The 22,929-nt window shown below is 36.5% G+C and carries 17 protein-coding genes; 4 read left to right on the top strand and 13 right to left on the bottom strand.

Features of this window, described 5'->3' with window-relative positions; genetic code table 11:
- Positions 1-36: 36 nt before the first annotated feature.
- From L1S35_RS12715 to L1S35_RS12695, 5 genes are all read right to left on the bottom strand, one after another.
- On the bottom strand, positions 37-759 hold the full coding sequence (locus tag L1S35_RS12715) for an LOG family protein (protein ID WP_236401279.1): 723 nt from the start codon (positions 757-759) through the stop codon (positions 37-39).
- Positions 760-905: 146 nt separating this feature from the next.
- On the bottom strand, positions 906-1,457 hold the full coding sequence (locus tag L1S35_RS12710; protein WP_236401277.1) for a GNAT family N-acetyltransferase: 552 nt from the start codon (positions 1,455-1,457) through the stop codon (positions 906-908).
- Between the two features lie 15 nt (positions 1,458-1,472).
- On the bottom strand, positions 1,473-4,304 hold the full coding sequence (gene uvrA / locus L1S35_RS12705) for an excinuclease ABC subunit UvrA (RefSeq protein ID WP_236401275.1): 2,832 nt from the start codon (positions 4,302-4,304) through the stop codon (positions 1,473-1,475).
- 80 nt (positions 4,305-4,384) lie between these two features.
- Positions 4,385-6,205, bottom strand: coding sequence for a chloride channel protein (locus tag L1S35_RS12700; protein ID WP_236401273.1), 1,821 nt, complete (start codon positions 6,203-6,205; stop codon positions 4,385-4,387).
- Between the two features lie 67 nt (positions 6,206-6,272).
- Positions 6,273-6,863 (bottom strand): acyl carrier protein phosphodiesterase, encoded by a 591-nt coding sequence (locus L1S35_RS12695; protein WP_236401271.1) that lies wholly within the window; start codon positions 6,861-6,863, stop codon positions 6,273-6,275.
- A gap of 176 nt (positions 6,864-7,039) precedes the next feature.
- On the opposite strand from L1S35_RS12695, the gene glmM reads away from it, so the two are divergent.
- A complete protein-coding gene (gene glmM / locus L1S35_RS12690; protein ID WP_236401269.1) occupies positions 7,040-8,437 on the top strand; it encodes a phosphoglucosamine mutase in 1,398 nt (465 codons plus the stop codon).
- 35 nt (positions 8,438-8,472) lie between these two features.
- Here glmM and L1S35_RS12685 read toward each other — a convergent pair whose 3' ends face one another.
- The 8 genes from L1S35_RS12685 to L1S35_RS12645 form a co-directional block, all read right to left on the bottom strand.
- Entirely contained in the window at positions 8,473-9,789 is a 1,317-nt protein-coding gene (locus tag L1S35_RS12685) for an amidohydrolase (RefSeq protein WP_236401267.1), read from the bottom strand.
- Positions 9,790-9,869: 80 nt separating this feature from the next.
- A complete protein-coding gene (locus tag L1S35_RS12680) occupies positions 9,870-10,313 on the bottom strand; it encodes a VOC family protein (protein WP_236401265.1) in 444 nt (147 codons plus the stop codon).
- Between the two features lie 101 nt (positions 10,314-10,414).
- Positions 10,415-11,269 carry an SRPBCC domain-containing protein gene (locus L1S35_RS13345; protein WP_370641069.1) on the bottom strand — a complete coding sequence of 285 codons (855 nt, stop codon included), beginning with the start codon at positions 11,267-11,269 and terminating at the stop codon, positions 10,415-10,417.
- Between the two features lie 15 nt (positions 11,270-11,284).
- Complete coding sequence (locus tag L1S35_RS12665) at positions 11,285-13,042, bottom strand: DUF885 domain-containing protein (protein WP_236401262.1); 1,758 nt, start codon at positions 13,040-13,042, stop codon at positions 11,285-11,287.
- Between the two features lie 68 nt (positions 13,043-13,110).
- Positions 13,111-14,577 (bottom strand): lipopolysaccharide biosynthesis protein, encoded by a 1,467-nt coding sequence (locus L1S35_RS12660; protein ID WP_236401260.1) that lies wholly within the window; start codon positions 14,575-14,577, stop codon positions 13,111-13,113.
- A 6-nt stretch (positions 14,578-14,583) separates the two neighbouring features.
- Positions 14,584-15,879, bottom strand: a complete 1,296-nt coding sequence (locus L1S35_RS12655; RefSeq protein ID WP_236401258.1) for a glycosyltransferase family 4 protein — start codon at positions 15,877-15,879, stop codon at positions 14,584-14,586.
- Positions 15,879-18,374 (bottom strand): YfhO family protein, encoded by a 2,496-nt coding sequence (locus L1S35_RS12650; protein WP_236401257.1) that lies wholly within the window; start codon positions 18,372-18,374, stop codon positions 15,879-15,881. The genes L1S35_RS12655 and L1S35_RS12650 overlap by 1 nt, the downstream gene beginning before the upstream one ends.
- A gap of 53 nt (positions 18,375-18,427) precedes the next feature.
- Positions 18,428-18,679 (bottom strand): DUF4834 domain-containing protein, encoded by a 252-nt coding sequence (locus L1S35_RS12645; protein ID WP_236401255.1) that lies wholly within the window; start codon positions 18,677-18,679, stop codon positions 18,428-18,430.
- Positions 18,680-18,804: 125 nt separating this feature from the next.
- Between L1S35_RS12645 and L1S35_RS12640 the strand changes: the two genes are divergently transcribed.
- From L1S35_RS12640 to L1S35_RS12630, 3 genes are all read left to right on the top strand, one after another.
- On the top strand, positions 18,805-19,770 hold the full coding sequence (locus L1S35_RS12640; RefSeq protein WP_236401253.1) for a transporter: 966 nt from the start codon (positions 18,805-18,807) through the stop codon (positions 19,768-19,770).
- Entirely contained in the window at positions 19,770-20,891 is a 1,122-nt protein-coding gene (locus tag L1S35_RS12635; RefSeq protein WP_236401251.1) for a GTP cyclohydrolase, read from the top strand. The genes L1S35_RS12640 and L1S35_RS12635 overlap by 1 nt, the downstream gene beginning before the upstream one ends.
- A gap of 493 nt (positions 20,892-21,384) precedes the next feature.
- Positions 21,385-22,929 (top strand): SprB repeat-containing protein (locus L1S35_RS12630; RefSeq protein ID WP_236401250.1); only part of this gene is annotated, 1,545 nt, incomplete at its 3' end.

Genomic DNA, 22,929 nt, shown 5'->3' with positions numbered 1-22,929 from the left:
TGTTTTGGAATTTGGAATTTCAGTATTGGAATTTTATTAAAAATTCGGACTTAAGTTGTATTTCTTGTAGAAATTATCCAAAGCTTCAACTACTTCGTCTTCGGTATCCACAATTTTAATCAGATTCATATCATCCGGATTGGCATTGTGTTCTTTCTCAATCATCACCGTTTTTATCCAATTGATTAATCCGGACCAATATTCAGAACCAACCAATATGATTGGGAATTTTCCAATTTTTTTAGTTTGGATAAGTGTTACCGCTTCAAATAATTCGTCCAAAGTTCCGAAACCGCCGGGCATCACAACAAAACCTTGCGAATATTTAACAAACATCACTTTGCGCACAAAGAAATAGTCAAAATTCAGGTTTTTATCTTTATCGATATACGGATTGTAATGTTGCTCAAAAGGCAATTCAATATTCAAACCAACCGATGTTCCTTCGCCATTATGCGCGCCTTTGTTTCCGGCTTCCATAATTCCGGGTCCGCCACCAGTGATAACGCCATAACCGGCTTTACTGATTTTGTACGCAATTTTTTCGGCTAATAAATAATACTTGTTATCAGGTTTTGTTCGGGCTGAACCGAAAATAGAAACGCAAGGTCCAATTCGAGCCATGGTTTCGTAGCCATTTACAAACTCGGACATGATTTTAAAAATCGCCCAAGAGTCGTTAGTTCTTATTTCATTCCAGGTTTTTTGTTTTAATTTTTCCTGAATTTTATCATCTTCATTTTGAAAATCGTCTCTCATTTTTTTGTCTTTTATTAGGAGCTTTTTCCGGCTTTCCATTACAATCTTTTCCAAAGTTTGCAACTGTGCAAAAGGATTTTCATTGCAATCCGGGCTAAAAATAGCGTGCTAAAGTAATTCTTTTTTATGATTTGGAGGTTAAAATTTTAGTCTTGGTTTTTCTCCCATTCCCATTTTAACAAGGAATAACATTCGGAGTCTTCGTTTTTTCCGTTTACAAGATAATCTTCGCGCATCGTTCCTTCTTTGGTAAATCCGTAGCGAAGTAATAATCGTAGTGATGGTTCGTTTTCGGCAGCAATCAAAGCCTCTATTCTGTGGAGGTTTAATTCGGTAAATCCAAATTTCAAAACGGCTTCCAGAGCTTCGGTCATATAGCCTTTTCTTTTGTCGGATTCATTTCTCAGAAGATAAAAAACTTCGGTTCGGTTGTGTGTTTTATTCCAAGTATGAAAACCGCAATCGCCAATTGGTAAACCTGTTTCCTTGTTTATCATCAAAAAAACAAACAAAGAAATTCGGTGGGTTTCCATTCCTTTTTCGTGCATTTCACGATGATGTTCCAATCCGTTTTCATCAAACCCAAAATAAGCCATGATTTCTTCATCCGATTTGGTGTTGAAAATCTCGTGAATGATAGCAGGCGTAATGCTTTTCAGAATTAACCTTGGTGTTGTGATTTCAATTTGGTTAGTCATAGCTGGTTTTTATGCTTACTCTAATTCCTTTTTTAAAAACAATGAAGTATAACTTTTTTTGTTTTTGATAATTTCTTCCGGAGTTCCTTCGACTACGACTTGTCCGCCGCCTTTTCCGCCTTCGGGACCAATATCGATAATATAATCCGCCAATTTGATAACATCCATATTATGCTCGATTATCAAAATAGTATTGCCTTTGTTTACCAATTTATTAATCACATCCATCAATACACGAATGTCTTCAAAATGTAAACCGGTTGTGGGTTCGTCCATGATATAGAAAGTGTTTCCGGTATCTTTTTTGGATAATTCAGTTGCGAGTTTAATTCGCTGTGCTTCACCACCTGAAAGCGTTGTGCTTTGTTGTCCGAGTGTGATATAACCCAAACCAACATCCTGAATCGTTTTTACTTTTCTATAAATTTTTGGAATGTTTTCAAAGAAAGGAACTGCTTCATCAATTGTCATATTCAATACATCCGAAATGGATTTTCCTTTGTATCGAATTTCTAAAGTTTCTCTGTTAAAACGTTTGCCCTGACAGGTTTCGCATTCTACATAAACATCAGGAAGAAAACTCATTTCAATCGTTCGCACACCCGAACCTTCGCAGGTTTCGCATCTTCCGCCCGAAACATTAAAACTAAAACGACCCGCTTTATAACCGCGAATCATCGCTTCCGGAGTTTGCGTATACAAACTTCTGATTTCCGAAAAAACATCAGTGTAAGTTGCCGGATTCGAACGTGGTGTTCTTCCAATCGGACTTTGGTCAATATCAATTACTTTGTCAATATGTTCTAAACCTTCAATTTTTTTATACGGTTGTGGTTTTTTAACACCGTTAAAATAATAGGCATTCAAAATAGGATACAGCGTTTCATTAATCAACGTCGATTTTCCGCTTCCCGAAACTCCGGTCACGCAAATCAGTTTTCCTAATGGTAATTCAATAGAAACATTTTTCAGGTTATTTCCGGTTGCACCAGTCAATTTCAGAAATTTTCCATTGCCTTCGCGACGTTTTTTTGGAACCTCAATTTTCTTTTCACCGTTCAGATACATTGCCGTCATGGTATGTTCTTTGTGCAATTCAGCCGGAGTTCCTTTGCTGATGATTTCGCCGCCAAATTTTCCGGCTTTTGGGCCTATGTCAATCACATAATCGGCACGTTCTATCATGTCTTTGTCGTGCTCAACCACTAAAACAGAATTTCCAATATCACGTAATTGTTCTAACGAATGAATCAGTTTTTCGTTGTCTCTTTGGTGTAAACCAATACTTGGTTCATCCAAAATATATAAAACGCCAACCAATTGCGAACCAATTTGTGTTGCCAAACGAATACGTTGTGCTTCACCTCCGGAAAGCGATTTTGAACTTCGGTTTATCGATAAATAATTCAAACCAACATTCACCAAAAAGCGCAACCGATCTTTGATTTCTTTGACGATTTCGGTGGCGATAATTTTTTGCTTTTCATTTAAATAATTGTCCAAATCCTCAAACCAAGCCGATAATTCTGAAATATCCATAGTCGATAAATCGAAAATGTTTTTCTCGTGAATTCGGAAATACATGGCTTCCTTTTTCAAACGAGAACCTTCACATTCCGGACAAGTTATTTCGTCCATAAATTCTTTTGCCCAACGTTTTATGGATGTTGACGGACTTTCGTCATACTGATTTTTAATGAAATGCGAGATGCCTTCAAACTCAATTTTGTATTCTTTGGTGATGCCTAATGTTTTTGATTCTACAGAGAATTTTTCTTTTCCGCCATGCAAAATGATTTCCATCGCTTCTTCAGAAATAGTTTCGACTGCATCGGTTAAGGCAAAGCCAAATTTTTCACCAATAATTTCCAATTGCTTGAAAATCCATGAACTTTTATATTCACCAAGCGGAGCAAAGCCACCATTTTTGACAGACAATTTTGGATTTGGAATAATCTTTTTCAGATTGATTTCGTGCACGGTTCCCAAACCTTTGCAGACTTCGCACGCACCTTTTGGTGAGTTGAATGAAAATAAATTCGGTTCCGGATTTTGATACGAAATTCCGGAAGTTGGACACATCAAATTCCGACTGAAATAGCGAACTTCATTAGTATCGTGATCTAATATCATCAACACATTTTCGCCATGATACATAGCAGTTTTGATGCTTTCGGTTAAGCGTTTTTCATTCTCTTCGGTATTCTCAATCACCATTCTATCGATGACAATTTCGATGTCGTGTGTCTTGTAACGATCGAGTTTCATTCCGGGAAGCAAGTCTTGAACTTCACCATTAACGCGTACTTTTACAAAACCTTGCTTGGTAATCTGCTGGAACAATTCGGCGTAATGACCTTTTCGGGCACGAATAATCGGGGCTAAAATATTGATGCGTTTTCCGGTAAAATTTTTAATAATCAATTCCTTGATTTGTTCATCGGAATAAGAAACCATTTTTTCGCCGGTAACATAACTATAGGCTTCGCCACCACGGGCATAAAGCAATCGCAGGAAATCATAAATTTCGGTAATGGTTCCAACGGTAGAACGTGGACTTTTACTGGTGGTTTTTTGTTCGATGGCAATTACGGGAGACAATCCATCAATTTTATCTACATCAGGACGTTCCAATCCGCCAAGGAATTGGCGCGCATAAGCCGAGAAGGTTTCGATGTATCGACGTTGTCCTTCGGCATAAATCGTATCAAATGCTAAAGACGATTTCCCCGAACCCGAAAGTCCGGTAATAACCACCAGTTTTTCCCTCGGAATAGTGATGTCTATATTTTTCAGATTGTGCACTCGTGCACCAAGAACTTCAATAGTATTTTCAGTATCTAGCATAGCATTTTTTGCAAAACGCAAAGATACAATTTTACAGGGAATTTTTAGGTAGAGAGTTGAGAAGTTATTGTTATAATAAACTAATCAATAATCATTTCTTTTAAACGCTGACGATAGTTTTCGAGCACATCGATTTTGGATAAGAAACCAACATATTTTCCTTTGTGAATAACCGGTAAAATAAGTGATTTGGATGTTTCGAACAGCGTCATTATTTTTTCGGGTTTGTCTTCAAAAAGAATTAACTCTTTGGGCTGGCTGATAATTTCAGTCATGCTCATAAATTTCACATGGTTCGGATTAAAAATAAAAGCTTTGACTTCATCAAAATCGATGAGACCAATAAGTACTTTATTTTCATCGACAATCGGAATTATTTTTTGGTCGGTGGAAGAAAAAATAGTTACCGCTTCTGCAGGTGAATCTTGTAGTGTGAGCGTTTTGTAATTCTGTTGTACCAAATTATAAAAATTGATGCTTTGCAAAATATTTTTGTCTTTATCACTTGTAAATACATCGCCTTTGTCGGCCAATGCTTTTACATCCATTGAATGTTTTTCGAACTGTTTGGAAACGGCATAACTCACAGAAGAAACTATCATCAATGGAACCATCAAATCATATCCGCCGGTAATTTCACCGATAAGGAAAATAGCAGTTAAAGGCGCGTGAAACAAACCACTCAGAATTCCCGCCATTCCTACAATGGTAAAATTGGCTATTGGCAAATGATGCGTGAAGTTAAGAAGATTAACTGTCTTGGCCACAAAAAAACCAAGATACGAACCCACAAACAGCGAAGGCGCAAAGTTACCGCCGTTACCACCACTACCTAAAGTTAGTCCGGTGGCAAATGCTTTTAGCAACATTGTTACACCAACAAACGCCAATAAAATCCATTCGCTGCTTTTGAATGGTTCGAGCATGGTGTTGTTTAATAAAATGTTTGGGTTTTTGGATGCCAGTGTTTTGATGCTTTCATAACCTTCACCAAACAATGTTGGAAAAAAGAAAATTAAAACTGCTAGGATAGTAGCACCAAATAAAGCTCTGCGATAGCCTTTGTTTTTAAAAGTGCCGAAAAACTTTTCTATCTTCTGGAAATTTCGGGCATGATAAATTGAAGCAAAGCCAGCCAATATTCCCAGTAAAATGTAATATGGTGTGTTGTGGTAATCAAATTTTAAGGTCTGTTCAAAATTTAGGATTGTGTCCGAACTCAATGTTACTTTCGAAATCAAAGCTCCGGTTGCTGCCGAAATAATAATGGGAATAAAAGCCGAAATCGAAACATCGGTCAGAACCACTTCAATAGCGAATAAAACTCCGGCAATCGGCGCATTAAAAGCTGCTCCAATTCCGGCTGCGACACCACAAGCTAAAAGTAAAATTCTATCCTTTTGCGACAAATGATATTTTTGCGCGAAGTTGGAACCAAATGCTGCACCGGTAATTACAATCGGACTTTCTAATCCGGCTGAGCCACCCAGACCAACGGTTAAGGAACTCGTTACAATTTGGGCATACATCTGTTTCTTAGGGACTATACCACCTTTTCGGGCAACGGCGTAAAGTATTTTGGAACTTCCTTTTTCCAAACTGTTGCCAAGGAAATTCCGAATTACAAAAACAGTCAGTAAAATTCCGGCAATTGGCAGTAAACTATTTATGTAGGGAAGTTTTAAAAACCCATTGATATTGTTAGCCCAAAGGAAAATATTGTGTGCAAAACTTTTAAGAATAATTACAGCTAATGAACACGTAATTGCTACAAGCACACTCGCCACGTAGATAAAATTCCGCTCGCTTAGTCTGTCTTTCAGAAGGTAAATTAAATTCTCAGCTCTTCTGAAAACACTTCTGAATATGATTTTAAAAAAGGAAGCTTTGCTCGTTGACATTTATTCAATCTTTGAATTTGCTAAAATACATCTTGAAATCGGTATTTTGTATCATTAAGCTCATAAATTATCTGTTTAACTCTTTTAATTTTTCCTTGCAATGCTGACGCAATTCTTCGAAAAACAGTTTGAATTCTGTTTCGAATTCGGTGTAATATTTATGCAGTTCAACTATCGATTCGTGCATGTCAACACGGTTTTTGGTGCGATGATCCATTTGAAACATTATCATTTCCAAACCGGCAATAGTCGAATAACTTACGAACCAGTTTCGGGCAATCATATAAGGCATCATTCCTTTTACTCTTTCGGTGAGTATATCGTAGTTTTCTTTTAGCAATAGATAGAAGTTTTCGGCATAATCCTGCAGGTTTTCACTCGAATAATCGCTCCAGTTTTTGGCCAAAAAATGATCATAAAAAATATCCATAATCACACCTGAATAATGGCCGTATTTTTCATGTAAACGATGTTTGCTTTGCCTATAAATGGGATGCATATCGGTAAAACTATCTATAGAACGATGCAGTAGAATTCCTTTTTGAATTTCCATTGGATATACATCATAACTATGTCCACGAATACTATCCGCCATAAAGTTCCCGATTTTTAACAAATCGTTGTCGCCTGAAAGATAGATGTGCGCTAGAAAGTTCATGTTTGTTTTTTAGGCGCTGAGGTTCTAAGGTTCTGAGGAACTAAGAATTGCTCTGTGTTGTTTTGTAAATATAGAAAAAGTTTGCCTTTTAAGCACAAGCATTTAAAAACTTAGCACCTTAGTACCTTAGTACCTTAGTAACTTTTTTATATTTGTACTCCTAAACAAAACACAAAATGACATTAATAAAATCTATATCGGGAATTCGCGGTACCATTGGCGGAAAAGTTGGTGATAATTTAACTCCGGTTGACGCAGTGAAATTTGCTTCGGCTTATGGAACTTTTTTAAAAAACAGCATCAATAGCAATGACAATAGAAAATTAAAAGTTGTAATTGGAAGGGATGCGCGTATATCGGGACCGATGATTCATAATTTGGTGGTAAATACTTTAGTCGGATTAGGAATTAATGTTATCGATTTGGGATTATCAACTACACCAACTGTTGAGATTGCCGTTCCAATGGAAAAGGCTGATGGTGGAATTATCCTTACGGCTTCGCACAATCCGAAACAATGGAATGCTTTGAAATTATTGAATGCCAAAGGCGAATTTTTAAGCGGAAAAGAAGGTGAATTGATTTTAGAAATAGCCGAATCAGAAGCTTTTGATTTTTCGGATGTGGATTCGTTGGGTGAAATTACGGTGAATGATGCCTATATGGATATTCATATTGATGAGGTTTTGGAATTGCCTTTGGTTGATGCTGAAGCTGTAGCCAAAAGAAAATTCAAGGTTGTTGTTGATGGGGTGAATTCTTCGGGTGGTATTATTATTCCGAAATTATTAGAGCAAATGGGAGTGGAGTGCGTGAAATTATACTGCGAACCAAACGGACATTTTCCACACAATCCGGAACCTTTGAAAGAGCATTTGGGTGATATCTGTAAATTGGTTGTAGAAGAAAAAGCCGATTTCGGAATTGTGGTTGACCCTGATGTTGACCGTTTGGCATTCATTTCAAATGATGGTGAAATGTTTGGCGAAGAATATACTTTGGTGGCTTGCGCCGATTATGTATTGAGTAAAACTCCCGGAAATACGGTTTCCAATATGTCATCTTCCCGAGCTTTGAGAGACATCACCAACAAACATAACGGAAGCTACCAGGCGAGTGCTGTTGGCGAAGTGAATGTTGTCGAATTAATGAAGAAAACTAATGCTATTATAGGTGGCGAAGGAAATGGTGGAATCATTTACCCTGAATCACATTACGGCAGAGATAGTTTGGTTGGTGTGGCTTTGTTTCTGACACATTTAGCAAATCTTGATATGACTGTAGCCGAATTAAGAGCATCGTATCCGCAATATTATATGAGCAAAAACAAAATTGAGTTGACGCCACAAATTGATGTTGACGCCATTTTGGTTGCGATGACAGAAAAATATAAAAATGAAGAAATCAATACCATTGACGGAGTGAAAATTGACTTTGCTGAAAATTGGGTTCATTTAAGAAAGTCAAATACAGAGCCAATTATTCGTATTTATACTGAAGCGGGAACGCAAACTGAAGCAGATAAGTTAGCATTGCGAATTATTGATGAGATAAAGGCTGTGGCCGGATTATAAAAACAAAACCCTTTCTAATTGGAAAGGGTTTTTTATTATTTCTTATTCATCTCCATATAATCCAAAACCAAATTGCAGGTTGCTTTTAGTCCGGTTTTAAAGGCGCTGTCATCTATTATGAATGAAGGAGTATGATGAGGACCTGCAGCTTTAACATCGGTTCCTTTTGGCATACCACCTATAAAAAAGTAGATGCCCGGCACTTTTTGTTGAAAGAAAGAGAAATCTTCAGCACCGGTAACGGCAGGGGCTAAATTGACATTTTCTTTGCCTGCAGCTTTTTGTAGTGAAGGCAACATAGCAGCCATTAATTTTTCGTTATTGAAAGTCACCGGATAGTAATGTTCGTATGGCAGAATAACTTCTGCAGTTGCTCCGGCTGCTTCTGCAGTTTTTTCGACAATTTGTCTGATTCGTGCATATACCAGTTTTTCATCATCTTCGGTAAAAGTTCTTACCGTGCCTAACATTTCAACATTTTCCGAAATGATATTATCTCTATTTCCTCCATGAATGGAAGCAATAGTAACCACAGCAGCGTTTTGTGTGATATTGACATTACGGCTAACAATAGTCTGCAGATTATTGATGATTTGTGCAGACACAACAATTGGATCAACGGAAAACCAAGGATAGGCGCCATGCGATGGTTTCCCTTTTACGGTTATTTTGACAGTGCCGACAGCTGCCATAAATCCACCGGGACGATAATTAATTTTACCTACTTCAGTTTGGGCGCTCATATGCAAGCCAAATATAACATCTACTTTTGGGTTTTCGAGTACGCCTTCTTTTATCATTAAAGCTGCGCCGCCTTCTTCTCCGGCTGGAACGCCTTCTTCGGCAGGTTGAAAGATGAATTTCACAGTACCTTTTAAATCTTTTTTCATACCCGAAAGCATTTCAGCAACACCCATTAATATCGCCACATGTGCATCGTGTCCGCAGGCATGCATTACGAAAGTTTCTTTACCGTTGTACATGGTTTTCACTTTGGAACAATAAGGCAAATTGTTTTTTTCTTCCACAGGCAACGCATCCATATCGGCGCGAAGTGCTACAACCGGTCCGGGTTTGTCTCCTTTTAAAATTCCGACTACACCAGTGATTCCAACTCCGGTTTTTACTTCAATACCCAATGATTGTATATGTTTGGCAATTAAAGCTGCAGTTCGAAATTCGCGATTTCCGAGTTCAGGATGTTCGTGAATATCGTGTCGCCAAGCAATAACTTTGGATTCGATTTTATCAGCAGCCGTGCTTATAGCAGTAGCATAGTTAGCTTTTTGAGCATTTATATTGGATAAGCAAATAAAGAGAAGTGCAAATAAAACAAGTTGGTTGGTTTTCATGGTTGTAAAGTTTTGTATGCTAATATATTAAAAAAAAGGCATTCCTTTCGAAATGCCTTTGTGGAACTTGTTTATTATTCTTATTTCTGTGGTGTTTCATCAAAGTTTATCATCCAATGAATACCAAACTTGTCAACGAACATTCCAAAATATGCTCCCCAAAATGTTTTTTCCATATCCATTATAATATGTCCGCCAGCTGAAAGTCCGTTGAAAAGTTTATCTGCTTCGGCTCTGCTGTCTGTGTTAAGCGACATCGAAACATTGGTTCCAATAACCACATCGCCGCTTTGTGACGTGCTGTCACTTCCCATCAAAATACTACCATTTCCGATGGGTAAGGAAACGTGCATGATTCTGTTAGCATCTTCTGCCGATGGTGGTGGACAGTTTGGATCTTCTGAAGGCGGCATGTCGCTGAATTTTCCAATATAAGGAAACTCGCCTCCAAATACAGATTTATAAAATAGGAATGCTGCTTCGCAGTTTCCGTTGAAAATTAAATAAGGGTTGATTGATGCCATTTTTATTAAGTTTAAAAGGTCATATTTTATTTAAGAGGGATAAGGGATAAGGCAAAAGGGATAAGTTATTTAAAACTTACTTATCCCTTATCTCTATTCCCTTATCCCTTATTTTCAAGATATTTTTTAAAGTTGTCTAATATAGATTGCCACCCACCTCTTTGTAGTTCGATGGAATGAATGTTTTCGGGTTCAAAGTTTTCGGTAACAATTACATGATTATCCAATACGTCAAACTTAACCGTTACTTTTCTTCCATCTGCAATGGTGTAAACGAATTTTTTCATTGGAATAACTTCTGAATAGGTTCCGGTAAAATCAAAACTCACTGAGCCATCTTTCGCGGCCATAGTTGCCGTAAATGTACCACCCACTTTTAAATCGTTTTCAGATTTTGGGCAATGCCAATCGTCTGAAGCATTGTTCCAGTTGACTATATGTTCCGGTTTTGTGAAATGATCCCAAACTTTTTCAAGATTTTCATTTGTAGAAATTCTGACTGTAATAGATTTTGTTTCGTTTTCTGCTATTTCTTTAAGTTTCTGTAAAGCTTTTGGAAAAGTTTCACTGAAATAATCGGCAAATTGTTCTACTACATCAATTGTTACAGTAACTGTTGTAATACCATTATTTTCACTTAAATCATAGCGCTCTTCTGAACCGGACCACGATTCTGATTCTTTAGTAATTGGAAGTTCCTTAAAATCCTTTATCTCGGTCATGTGCTTAAAGGACATGGTGTGAAAAGGTTTTTTGATACTGATTTTGGAGCTCATTCCACCGCTTCCACCTGGCCCTAAAAAATAAATCTTGCTTCCTTCATTCCAGTCAGAAATGGCATGCGAACCTTCGGAAAAAGCACTTGTCCAGTTTTGATAATTTTCGTCATCCCAAAGTGAGTACCATACTTTTTCTTTGGGAGCGTTGATGTCAATTGAAAAGTTTATTTTTTTCATTATTGTTAATATTATCTATTCTAACATTCTTTCACGAATATATTTCACAGGCGAACTACCAAAACTCAAGAATTTTTCATGAAAATCTTTCAGGCTGTATTTGTCGCCCATTTTCTTTTGATAATCATCTCTAAGCTGTTGAATGGCTGTAGCTCCGCTATAGTAAGAGCAAAGCTGCACCTGCGAAACGGTAGCTCTATGATACTTTTCTTCAACCTGTTGATCGGTTTGAAAACACTCTTTTGACAATAATTTTACGATGTCTTCTTTTGGTTTATTCAGACATTGAATATCATAATCGATAATCACATTAGCCAATTCGCGAAGTTTCCAAACACCTAAAGCCAATTCGATTTCAGGCTGGTGATTGCCCCAACCATTTTCTACCATCATGCCTTCAGTATATACAGCCCAGCCTTCAATCATGGCTCCGTTTTGGAATACTGAGCGCAATACATCGGGTGATTTTTTATTGTTGTAAATACCTTGTAAGCAATGTCCGGGAACAGCTTCGTGGATGGATAATATCTGCGATGAATACGTATTGGTTTCGCGTAAAGCACTTTCAGCTTTAGCCGGCGGATATTGCGTTAAGTCATCAATATTGTAATAAGTTGTTCCTTTTTTTTGATACGGCGGCACAAATTCGGCACTTGCCAATGCAAATCCTCTGGCGTATTCGGGCATGTATCTCACCTTGATTGGTGGAGAAACAGTATCAAAATCGAATAAGTCTTTTTCGATAATGAATTTTTTCAAATCGGTTACTTGTTTTTTTAACGTTGTATAAAAATTAGCCGGTGTAGCGTGATTGTCCTGCATTTTGCTCAATACCATCCGGATTACTTCTAAACTGTCTTTTGGTTTGGCTTGTGTTGGATAGTATTTTTTCCAAACTTTATCAGCTGTAACATACATCTTTTTGTGCCACATTTTTTTATCGGCTACAGCCTTATCATAAATCTGTTCCGGAGAAAAATCGGCAGCTATATCGTACTTGAATTTTTCGGCAAATAGTTTTTTACCAATTCGGAAATCCTTGAATTTAAAGTTTTTATCCTCGTCAATTTTTTCCAAACCAGTTACATAATCTTTCATGGCAGTAAGTGCTTTGACAATATTTTTTTCCAATGCATCTTTCTCAGCCTGGCTTAAATGTGAAGCTGCAATAGAATCGAAAATCGATTTGCCAAACAACTGCATTCCGCCTCTGTTTTGATTGATAGCCATTTCGATATGTTCTTTGGTTGGCTGCTTCAAATTTTCTAAAGCTGCTTTGTAATAGGCATCAGTATTCTCCAGATATTTAGTTAGGATTTTCAAACGTTCATCCAAAGGCGCATACGGCTGATTGATGATATAATCACAAGAGCCACTGATGTTATAAATCGATGCATCCCATTCCTGTTGTTTAAAAACGGTAGTGTACCAAATATCGCTTTCGAGTTGGTTTTTGATGATGTTGGAGCTTATCTTATTGTTATCGCTAAGTTGGTCATAATCCAAAGCATCTAAATCGGCCAACCATTTTTTGGAGAAAGCCACATTAGCTTCAAAAGTAGCAGCGTTTGGTATAACCAGTTTGTCATAATACTTTCCATAACCTTGAATAATGGAAAGTGATGGATATTGTTTCCAATAAGCATCTAAAAATTTGGTTTCAAATGATGCGAAGTTGGCGTCGGTGTTATCGTTGTTTTCTTTTTTATCAGATTTGCAACTAGTGATTGTAATGACTAGCAAAGCAACAAGTGCAACAAAGGATTTTTTCATGAGATTGGTTGGTTTATTTTTGGATAACGAATTTACAAAAAAAATCCGTTCTATTTATGCCGAAAAAATTAAAGCAACTTCACTTTTCCTAAAACATTTTTAATAACACTATTAATATCACCCGAAAGATTGGCTTTGTAAACCAACCCAACATATAGTATAGTGACTAATATTGATTTCAAGATGATATTGAGGATAGGGTGAAACGGGAAATCCCAATAATAAAAGCCGAAGAAACACAGTAACCCAATCAATAAAGCATATATGTTTTTTAAGGTAAAAGGGAATAGTTTCATCCGAATAACAACAAAAAGTAATTTTGCAAGACTATATAATGTAATCGAAATGAGTGTAGCAATTGCGGCACCGTTTATACCATAAATAGGGATGAAAATCTTGTTGAGTGTTATCGCAAAAAAAGCTAAAAACAATCCCAGAAACAATACCGCTCTATAGTATTTGGAATTGAAAATGATGGCATTGTTATTTCCTAAAACCAAGTCGAAATATTTAGACAATCCAATAAGAAAAACCACCGAAATACCACCTCGATAATTTTTGGGTAATAAAGTATATACTTCATCGATGTTGACCAAAATACCAACTAGCACCAATCCGCCAACGATTTGCAATGTAATAGAGGTTTTCTTGTATAAATCGTTTAGTTCGTCGTGTTTCCCTTCGGTCATTAGTTTTGCCGTAATAGGATAGGTAATTTGATGCATTGCACGACTTGGAACAGCAATAACCGTAGCAATAAATATTGCCACAGAATAGTAAGCTATGTTTTCAATTTTTACATATTGGTTAAGCATTGTTTTATCAATATCCAAAAGCATATTGGCAACACTGCCCGAAAGAATAATAAAACTAGAATAGATGAGTATGGCTTTAGAATTATGAGGGAATTTAAAATCAAAGGAAATAGCTTTTACTTTGTTTGCATAAAACAACATGATTATGGTGCTCAATAAATAAACAAGCATCGTGGCCGTAATAAATTGTTCTACAGAAAGCACTCCAAAATAAACCGCAAAAAGGAAAATGGAAATCAGAACACGCAAGCCAATCTCTTTGATAAAGTTCCCAAAAACTGATTGTAAATGTACTTTTACCCATGCATAGAAAATCTCAAAATAACCCATGCACAAACCTATAATTGGTATTTGCCAAACATAATCATGTACAATATCATTTTTAGTGGATAAAAATTGAGCAATACCATCATAAAAAACAGTTCCGATAATGGCGATAGGAATAATTGCTAATAATGGAAGTGCCAAAACAAAGCTTAGAAACTGCGTTTTTTCTTTTTCGGATTTGTATTCAGAGAAAAATTTCACCAGTGTATTGTGAACACCAAACGCCATTAATGGAAAAATAACATTAGCAGACGATAAAATATAACCCGTTAATCCATAAAATTTTTCACCTAAAAAATGCGGGTACATGAACAACGCATTAGCAGCTCCAATCACAAAACCAATATAGGTAATGATGGTGTTTTTGATGGATTGGTTAATTACGATTCCCATTTGAAATTACGAATTACAAATTACGAGTTTCGACAACTGCTCGGTCAAACTTTTTCTCGAATATTGCTGCAAACCAATGGCATGCACTTTTAAATTTTGATTTTGATATCCCAGATAGTATTTCAAAAGTAAGGCTTTTAGCTTTTCCTTTTCATAATAAGTAAAGAAAACACCAGTGTTTGTAGAAGTGATAATTTCAGCAAAATCAGAACCTTCAGGACCAATTGCAATTATTGGTCTTTCGGAAACCATGTATTCAAAAAGTTTTCCCGGAATGATGCTTTTAGTGTCTTCCGAATCGATTTCGATTAGTAATAAGACCTGTGATTTTCGTTGGTGTTCGACAGCTTCCTGATGCGAAACATAACCCAAATTTTGAATGTAATCATGCAACTTGAATTCGGAAATGGTGTCTAAAACTTCCTGACTTACAGCGCCGATTAATTTTAAACGGAAATCGTTTTTAAAATCCTTATTTTCCTTGATAAGTTCCTTTAAAGCGCTCCATAAAATTCTTGGATTTCTTTCCGATAGAAATGAACCGATATGTGCTAAAGTAAACTTTTCGTCTAAAGGTTGCTTTTCGACTTTTTCGACATCATAACCATTTGTAATCACTTCAATTGGTTTGGAAGTAATGGCTTCGAATTCGGTCTTGGTGGTTTTTGATGTTACTATTATAGTGTCGGCAGCATTCAACACTTCACGTTCTAATGCTTTGTGTTTTTTTTCAGCGGAAGAGGACAATTTCAAAGCTTTGTGATAGCCAATGGTTGTCCACGGATCACGAAAATCGGCAAACCATTTTACGTTTAAATCCTTTTTTAATTGTAAACCAATTAAGTGCAAACTGTGTGGCGGACCGGAAGTTACTATCGTGTCAATATTGTTTTCTTCGATGTATTTTTTTAGATATTTTACGGACGGTTTTACCCAAAGAAAACGCGCATCAGGAATAAAGAGATTCCCACGAACCCAAAGCAATGTCTTTTCTAAAAAGGATTGTTTTCTTTGATTTGGAATAATTCCCGAACTGATTTTCTTGGTTTTGTTTTTGCCAAAAAAAGAAGCTAAACCATAAGGTTCAAAGATTTTGTTTTTGAGGATAATCGCTTTATCCGAAACTTCGCTTTTCAAACCGTTATCTATAATTGGATAGGTTGGATTTTCCGGAATATAAACTATCGGCTGAATATTAAAATCGGGTAAATATTTCACAAACTTTAACCAACGCTGCACTCCGGGTCCACCGGCTGGCGGCCAATAATAAGTGATGATTAAAAGTTTTTTAGGTGCTGACATTACGTCTTTTTTCTGTTGTCGAAATAGACTCCGGCAATAATTACCAATACCATAATTATGAAACTAATCAGCGCAATCGTACTTCCTGTTTTTACAACTTGTGGTTCAAACTTGAATTCGATGGTGTGTTTTCCTTTTGGGATATGCATTCCACGTAAAGTGTAATCTACTTTGTCGATTATCGCTGCGTTGCCATCAATAGTTGCTTTCCATCCAAATTTATAATAGATTTCGGAGAAAACTGCATAACCATTATGTGGATTGTTTGAAGTATAAATTAAATGGTTTGGTTTGTATAAATCGAGTTTAATAGAAGCTAAACTGTCTTTCACAAATGGCAGAGAAATTTCTAACGACTTTTCATCTTTTTCTTTTTGTCTGACTGCAACTTCTTTAGTATCAATTTTACCTAACGCATTGATTTCTTCATCGGCGGAATTGACACTCTGAATTTTGGTTACAAACCACGCATTGCCATTATGAAACGGATTGACAATTGGAATATCGCCTTTCTCGGTGCCAACAATCAAATATTTAATATTAAACGCATTGATGACAGGGATGCTTTTGGTAATCGAAAGTGTTTGCGGGTCAATAATACTTCCCAAATCGCCCATGCTTTTTTCGAAAAGATGCTCATACACTTCTTTAAAACGTCTTGGCATAACCGCACTATAACCACCTATTGATTTATGGAAATAAGAAGAACGCGGACTATAAATGCCACCGGCTAATTCATAAACCCTAAAGTGAGTTGTGTCCTGAAGTATCAGCGAATCGGCTTGTGTTGGCTGATACGGATTGTCAATTTCATAGGCACTTCGGAATTGCTTTCCGTCGTTACTTAGATAATTTTTATCTACAAAGAACAAATCACCAACCATAAATAATCCAACTAAAATTACTGCAGTATTTGCGGCTAATTTATTTTTAATGTAGAAGTAAAGCACCCCAAAACTAATAGCAATCAAAAAACCCGAACGCAATAAATCGGCCGAATACAAATCTTTTCGGTCTTCTCTTAATGCATCTATGAATTGGGTTCCAAATGATTTGTCAGGATGCTGTTTCAAAGCATCAATTAACTGGCTATCAATTTCGCCGACAAAGTTGAACATGCTTTTACCTACAAACAGCAATACTATAATTCCCAAAGTTGTAGCTCCGGTTTTCCATAAGCTTTTCCAACGGTTTTCTTCATCCATAAAGAAAGACTGTAAACCCATAATTGCCAAAACCGGAATGCATAATTCCAATAAAACCTGAATAGAAGATACGGCTCTGAACTTGTCATACATCGGAACATAATCAATAAAGAAATCCGTCAGGAATGCTAAATTTTTTCCCCAGGAAAGGAGCAATGAGAATATGGCTCCGGCAAGAAAAGCATATTTTATTTTGCGTTTATCATGATACAATGCCAAGACAAAAAGGAAGAAAACCACCGCGCCAATATAAGCCGGAGCAGCTACCTGCGGTTGATTACCCCAATAGGTTACGGCATAATTATCGGTAAGTTCTCTTGCTTCTTCCGGAGATGCACCATAGTTGAGCATGAAATTATAGACATGCGAATCATCGGTAAGTTTTTCGTTGTTGCCACCGCCAAATAATCTTGGTGCAAATAAATTTAGACTTTCTAAAATACCATAACTATATTCTGTGATATAACTTCGGTCCATTGCGATGTTGCTTTCTTTTTTAGAGCCATCAGCATTGAACGTTAACTCGCTTTTGCCACGTGTACTAAAATCAGCATATTCTTTGGTTGCCATCAAACTCGTGGCATTGACACCAACAGCAAGAATAACTGCAACAGCAAATGTTCCTATTATTTTCGGTAATGATTTTAAATCCTTTTCCTGTACAAGGCGGTATAAAAAATAGCCACTCATCACTATCAAAAGCAGCAACAAATAGTAGGTCATCTGAAAGTGATTGGCCGTAATTTCTAAAGCAACGGCGAGCATGGTTAAAATTCCGCCATGCAAATATTTCTTTTTGAAAACTAAAATAAACCCAGCAACTACTAACGGCATATACCCAATGGCGTGTGCTTTGGCATTGTGTCCGACACCAATAATGACAATCAAATATGTTGATAATCCAAAAGCGAGTGCGCCAAAAAATGCCTTTAAAGGATCGACTCTAAAGACCAGCATCAAAGCATAGAATCCCAAGAAATATAGAAATAAATAATCCGCAGGACGAGGTAAAAACCGAATAGCATTATCCAGCATTCCGATATAATCATTCGGATAATTAGCACCCGATTGATACGTTGGCATACCGCCGAAAGAGGAATTTGTCCAATACGGTTCGGCATTATTTTCGGATCTGAAATCGATTTGCTCTTTCGCCATTCCGGTATATTTTGCAATATCGGATTGGTAAATTTTTTTGCCTTGCAAAATAGGATAGAAGTAAACTAATGAGATAACGATAAAACCAATTATGGCTAATAGATGCGGGTAGAACTTTTGAAGTTGCTTCATGTAATTTGGTTGATGGTTTATAGTTGTCTGTTATCTAAAACAGCAACACTAATTTATTCTATTTCTTCAAAATCAACATATTCACCAACGATTTTTTTCTCTTTTGGCTTTTCGGTAGTTTGATTTTGAGTAGTATTTTGGTTATGATAATTCTCTTGTTGTTGCTGATATTGTTGCGATGCTTTTTCAACTACTTTTTTGGCTAGGACAGGTAAAAACAGACGCGCTAAAAACTTAAAAATATAGTAAAAAGCTAAGATATAAAGTATGGCTTTTAACAAACCGTTGAAAGATGCAGTTTCCATTGAATATATAATTTTTGTCAAAAATACTAAATTCCATAATTTAAATTTCGCTTTGACTTCTTAAATAAATAATAAATTATACTACTTTTGAAAGACTAAGAAGTAACGCTTAAATTTCTTGATTTATGATGAATATAAAAAAAGTTCTTTCGATTGGTTTTTTGCTGATTTCGACTACTCAGTATGCACAGTATACCGACATAATTAATTCGAACAGACCTGGAAAATCGATGTCGGCATTTTCAGTGGGAAAAACGGTAATTCAGGCAGAAGCGGGATTGTATGGCATAAAAGAAGAACACAATTTATCGCGTTATGAGGCCAATGGTTTCGGAACAGAACTCGATGTTAGATACGGTGCTTTTTTTGATCAATTTGAGTTTGCTTTAAATACACAATACCAATACGATTGGTACACAGCACCATTGATTAATGATACGCGTGGCGGCTTCAAACAAATAACAGTTGGAGCGAAATATTTGATTTATGATCCGTTTATCAAACAAGACAAGCCAAACATTTATAGTTGGAAAGCTAATCACAAATTCAATTGGAAACAATTTATTCCTGCTGTTGCGGTGTATGCAGGTGTTAATTTTAATTTGGGAAATAATCCGTTTACGTTTCCGACAGACAGAACTATAAGTCCGAAAGTGATGGTTATTACCCAAAATCATTTCGGAAGCAAATGGGTTTGGGTTAACAATATTATTGCTGATAAGTACATGACCGATTATCCGACTTTGGGAATCATATCCACTATGACAAGAGGATTTAATATGCGTTGGTCCGGATTTTTAGAATTCCAGGGCTACAAAAGTGATTGGTATGCAGATACTGTTTTCAGGCTAGGTGCCGCTTATTTGGTTCGCGAAAATATTCAATTGGATGCGTCTTTTACCAAAAATGTGAAAGACACGCCTTCTTTGGTTTTAGCAAATGTTGGAATGGCATGGCGTTTTGACAGCAATTATGAAACAAATTACAAAAGGATAAAAAACGATAAAAAGAAAGACAAGAAAGATAAAAAATCGAAAAAAGATAAAGGAAAAAAACGTAAAGACGAAGTCGAATTAGAAAAGACCAAATAATGATTGCCATAGTTGAAGCCAATTCGAAAAAACTGCTCAGAGAGTTTGTCAAGTTTCCGTTTGCCTTATATAAAAACCATCCTTATTGGGTTCCACCGTTAATCAATGATGAGTTGGAAACCTTTGATAAAACTAAAAATCCGGCGTTTACATCTGCGGAGGCGAATTTCTATTTGGCCTACCAAGACAATAAAGTGGTTGGCAGAATTGCGGCTATCATTAATTGGGATGAAGTCAATAAGCAACAAAAGAAGAAAGTGCGTTTTGGCTGGTGGGATGTTATCGATGATATAGAAGTGACAAAAGCTTTGCTGGAGAAAGTCTATGGATTGGGCAGGAAGAACAATCTGGAATATGTTGAAGGACCAATGGGTTTTTCAAATTTGGATAAAGTAGGAGTACTTACTGAAGGCTTTGATGAAATAGGCTCGATGATTACTTGGTATAACTATCCGTATTACAAAGATCATTTGGAACGATTGGGTTATGTAAAGGAGAAAGAATATCTCGAAAACAGATTCCCTTTTTCAAATGTAAAAACAGAGTTTTTTGTAAAACCGAATGAACTAATAAAAAGACGCTACCAACTTACTGCACTTAACTTTACGAATACCAAAGACATCATGCCTTATGTAGACAAGATGTTTGATTTGTTTAATGCTTCCTATGCCGGCTTGTCTTCTTTTGTTGCGATTACCGATGTTCAAAAAGATTACTTCAAGAAAAAATACATAAGCTTTATCAATCCGGAATACATCAAATTTGTAATGGATAAAGATGACAATATGGTTGCTTTTAGTATAGTGATGCCAAGTTTTTCAGAAGCATTGCAAAAAGCAAAAGGGAAGCTGTTTCCGTTTGGATTTTATCATTTGCTTAAAGCAAAGAAAGAAAGTAAGGATGTACTTTTCTATTTAATAGGTATTGCTCCCGAATATCAAAGCAAGGGAGTTACCGCTATTATTTTTAATGAATATTATACTGTTTTTTCAAAGAAGGGAATTCAAAACTGCATCCGAACTCCTGAACTTGAAGACAATCATGCCATACATAATATGTGGAAGCATTTCGACCCTGTTACCTTTAAAAGAAGAAGGACTTACAAAATAGATTTAAAGTAAAAAGTCATTTTGTTGTTATCTATTTTAAAAGGAATAGAAAATAAACTTTTGAGTATTTACAGGACTTTCCGGCCCTCGAATGAGTTTCCGTTTCAATCGAAAGTAATTGCATGTGCTTCTGTTCACACTTATAAATAGATTTCAGACTTTACTATTACAATAAAGCTTATATCAATTTGTGATGGCGATTTAGCGCTGGTAATAACCCATTGTTTTCAATATAATTTAGTTAACTAAAACCTAAATTAACTTAAATTGAAATTTGCTTTTAACCAATTTTATGCACTTTGTCGATGAAAATGATTTGTTCGTAGAAAACTTACGTTTTTTTTAACGTTTATTTATAATTCTATCTAATTTTAACATCCCATTTAAAATCTACTTTAATTTTAAGTGATTGAATAATTTGATTTTCAAGTCTTTTAATCATTTCCCAAATTACTAACCTGACCCTATTTGTGATGTGGTATTTACTTAATAAATACTTAACATTATGAAAAAAAGTACATTACTACAATTTCTAGGATTTCCCTGTTGTGACAGTTATGTCACAAACGAAGGAGAAAGTGGTCTTAAGTTTGATTTTTCGAAATCAAACACTACGGATTGTAACTGCCTTGATGACAGAGGCAACAAAAAAAATAAAGGTATAATTAGCATTGCGATGTTATTTGTACTTTTTTTATTTTCTAACTTTTTAACAGCGCAAACCATCACAGTTGATGGTAATCCGGCAGATTGGTCAGGAAATGCAAGCACGTTACACGTGCAGGATGCTTTTGGAAACGGGCAAGTGGATAACCAATTCACTACGGGTTCCAAGGATTTTTTCTTTGCTGCGGATTTGCAATGGTCAATCAGCCAAACCAAGGCTAAAAATGATATAGCAAATGGTGCTTTTCAACTTGGTAATCAGGTAAGATACGTAGATGCCAATAATGTAACACAAACACTTAATGGTACCTTTTTAGTATTTGCGGGAGACAGGACTTCTAATAATGGGGATGCCCAAATTGGATTTTGGTTCTATTTGAATGGAACACATCCTGTTGACGAGAATGGCCTAAAGAATTTTAAGCCACCACATGTTCGTGGAGATTTATTGGTATTGGCCGATTTTACCAATGGTGGTAGATTGGGTACAGTAAATGTATATAGATGGGTAGGAGGAGAGCCTGTTACTCCGGGTTCTTCATATGTGCCTAATTCAAATAATAATTTAGAGACTACAAATATTGCCAGTGTTGTTGCAGAGAATAATGCTGTGGGTTATCCGGTTCCTACTGGTTGGGGATTTTTACCAAGAACTCCTTTAAATTATCAAGTAAACGAATTTTACGAAGGTTTTGTAGATTTAAGTACAATTGGAGGTAACACGAACTTTACATGTTCTGCAACAGTTTTACTTGAAACAAGATCATCACAATCAATTACAGCTTCTTTGGATGACTTTGTTGGAGGTACTTTAGGACAAGTTCCGGTAGTAACAGTTAATTCACCATCGATTACTTGTGCTGGAGGAAGTGCTCAGGTTACGGCAACTGTTGATCCGGTTGGAACATATACTTATGTGTGGACAGTGCCACTAGGTGCGATTAATCCGGGGAATGTAGCTACTTTTAGTGCTAGTGTACCGGGAACTTATTCTGTTATTGTTACAAATGAAACGGGTTGTGAATCGAATCCTGGTTCAGGAATCGTTTCGACTCCAACAGCTGTTGAACTAACCGCTCAGGGAACTAATCCACTATGTTTCGGAGGTACCGGTTCAATCACGTTCAGTGCTACAGGCGGAACAGGAGCTATAACCTATACTGTAAACGGCAATGCAGCTACATCACCGGCAACGGGATTAGCAGCAGGAGTTTACACTATCGTGGCTACAGATGCTAACGGATGTACAGATACAGAACAGGTGACTATTACCGTTCCAACAGCAGTTAACTTAACCGCTCAGGGAACTAACCCATTATGTTTCGGAGGTACAGGTTCAATCACGTTCAGCGCAACAGGCGGAACAGGAGCTAAAACCTATACA

The sequence above is a fragment of the Flavobacterium anseongense genome, from assembly GCF_021608185.1.
Classification (GTDB): domain Bacteria; phylum Bacteroidota; class Bacteroidia; order Flavobacteriales; family Flavobacteriaceae; genus Flavobacterium; species Flavobacterium anseongense.
Note: the sequence above shows the minus strand (reverse complement) of the source record. Positions and strands in the feature narration are given on the sequence as shown.

Excerpts from the sequence above, each read along its gene's own strand:
- L1S35_RS12715 (WP_236401279.1), bottom strand. The coding sequence starts at position 759 with ATGAGAGACGATTTTCAAAATGAAGATGATAAAATTCAGGAAAAATTA.
- L1S35_RS12710 (WP_236401277.1), bottom strand. The coding sequence starts at position 1,457 with ATGACTAACCAAATTGAAATCACAACACCAAGGTTAATTCTGAAAAGC.
- uvrA (WP_236401275.1), bottom strand. The coding sequence starts at position 4,304 with ATGCTAGATACTGAAAATACTATTGAAGTTCTTGGTGCACGAGTGCAC.
- L1S35_RS12700 (WP_236401273.1), bottom strand. The coding sequence starts at position 6,205 with ATGTCAACGAGCAAAGCTTCCTTTTTTAAAATCATATTCAGAAGTGTT.
- L1S35_RS12695 (WP_236401271.1), bottom strand. The coding sequence starts at position 6,863 with ATGAACTTTCTAGCGCACATCTATCTTTCAGGCGACAACGATTTGTTA.
- glmM (WP_236401269.1), top strand. The coding sequence starts at position 7,040 with ATGACATTAATAAAATCTATATCGGGAATTCGCGGTACCATTGGCGGA.
- L1S35_RS12685 (WP_236401267.1), bottom strand. The coding sequence starts at position 9,789 with ATGAAAACCAACCAACTTGTTTTATTTGCACTTCTCTTTATTTGCTTA.
- L1S35_RS12680 (WP_236401265.1), bottom strand. The coding sequence starts at position 10,313 with ATGGCATCAATCAACCCTTATTTAATTTTCAACGGAAACTGCGAAGCA.
- L1S35_RS13345 (WP_370641069.1), bottom strand. The coding sequence starts at position 11,269 with ATGAAAAAAATAAACTTTTCAATTGACATCAACGCTCCCAAAGAAAAA.
- L1S35_RS12665 (WP_236401262.1), bottom strand. The coding sequence starts at position 13,042 with ATGAAAAAATCCTTTGTTGCACTTGTTGCTTTGCTAGTCATTACAATC.
- L1S35_RS12660 (WP_236401260.1), bottom strand. The coding sequence starts at position 14,577 with ATGGGAATCGTAATTAACCAATCCATCAAAAACACCATCATTACCTAT.
- L1S35_RS12655 (WP_236401258.1), bottom strand. The coding sequence starts at position 15,879 with ATGTCAGCACCTAAAAAACTTTTAATCATCACTTATTATTGGCCGCCA.
- L1S35_RS12650 (WP_236401257.1), bottom strand. The coding sequence starts at position 18,374 with ATGAAGCAACTTCAAAAGTTCTACCCGCATCTATTAGCCATAATTGGT.
- L1S35_RS12645 (WP_236401255.1), bottom strand. The coding sequence starts at position 18,679 with ATGGAAACTGCATCTTTCAACGGTTTGTTAAAAGCCATACTTTATATC.
- L1S35_RS12640 (WP_236401253.1), top strand. The coding sequence starts at position 18,805 with ATGATGAATATAAAAAAAGTTCTTTCGATTGGTTTTTTGCTGATTTCG.
- L1S35_RS12635 (WP_236401251.1), top strand. The coding sequence starts at position 19,770 with ATGATTGCCATAGTTGAAGCCAATTCGAAAAAACTGCTCAGAGAGTTT.